Raw genomic sequence first — 1061 nt, forward strand, 5'->3', positions numbered from 1 at the left:
TACACCTGATGCGCATCAAACGGGGGAACTGCCCTGCCCAGCGGGCGTTTCAGATTGCTTAGACCGACGCGGTCGCGGGTGCCTGCGGTGACAATCGGCGGGCCCTCGACGGTCACCTCCTGGCGCGCATCGGATCGTGTCAGTGGTTCCAAAGGCTAGACCGCCCGCGCTGGATGAGTCGGCCTGCAAATACTCCAGATCAGACGGATAATTCGAGAGGTCATCTCGGCGGGCAGAGGAATAGCGTCCTCGCGCTGGAGGATTTGGCCGCGTACATGGTGCGTATGACCCCTGAAGGCGCAAGGGATCGCAGAGATACGCGAGCAACCCACCACTTCGAAAAGCTCCGGACACCCTCAGGCGTCCGGAGCTTTCGTCGTCTCCGGTGGAGGGGCCACGGCGGATGCGGCGACAGATGGTCCGGGGGAGCGCAGCGGACGAAGACGAGCGACGGGGTGCGCGCTCCTCGAGTGGTCGGGCTACAGTCTGAGGCGAGTCGTCCACGAGAGAGAGGCATGTCGATGAGTGATCACGCGAGGCTCGCGCAGCTGGAGGCGGAGCACGTCGAGCTCGTACTGCGCCGGTTCGATCGGAGCGATGCCTGGGACCTGGGGCGCTCCATCGCCGAAAGGGCGCTAAACGAGGGCTTCCCGGTAGCCGTGGACGTGCGCACGTCCACGGGCATCCTGTTCCATGCGTCCTTGCCGGGGGCGACCGCCGACAACGACGTGTGGGCCACGAAGAAGGCCGCGACCGCCCTGCGGTTCGAGACCAGCACGGCGCTGCTCGAGGCCCGGATCGAGAACGGCGGGCGTGACATGTACGAGCCCGGATGGCTCGACCCCGTCGACTATGCGGTCGCGGGCGGTGCTGTGCCCATCCGCGTCGACGGAGTGGGTGTCGTCGCGGTCGCCACGGTGTCGGGCCTTCCGTCCGCAGACGACCACGATCTGGCGGTGGCCGGGATCAGGAGCCTGGAGATCGCAGGCCCATTTCTGGACGGAGTGTAGATATAGCTAGACACCGAGGTCGTTCAAGCGCATAATCAACACCCACAAGAC

Annotated in this window: 1 protein-coding gene; it reads left to right on the forward strand. The window is 65.5% G+C overall.

The genetic code is table 11. The features are described from left to right. The first annotated feature begins 521 nt into the window (after positions 1–521). Positions 522–1010 (forward strand): heme-binding protein, encoded by a 489-nt coding sequence (locus J7E68_RS19300; RefSeq protein ID WP_215175153.1) that lies wholly within the window; start codon positions 522–524, stop codon positions 1008–1010. The last annotated feature ends 51 nt before the right edge of the window (positions 1011–1061 follow it).

The sequence above is a fragment of the Microbacterium sp. ISL-103 genome (genome assembly GCF_018613995.1).
Classification (GTDB): Bacteria; Actinomycetota; Actinomycetes; order Actinomycetales; family Microbacteriaceae; genus Microbacterium.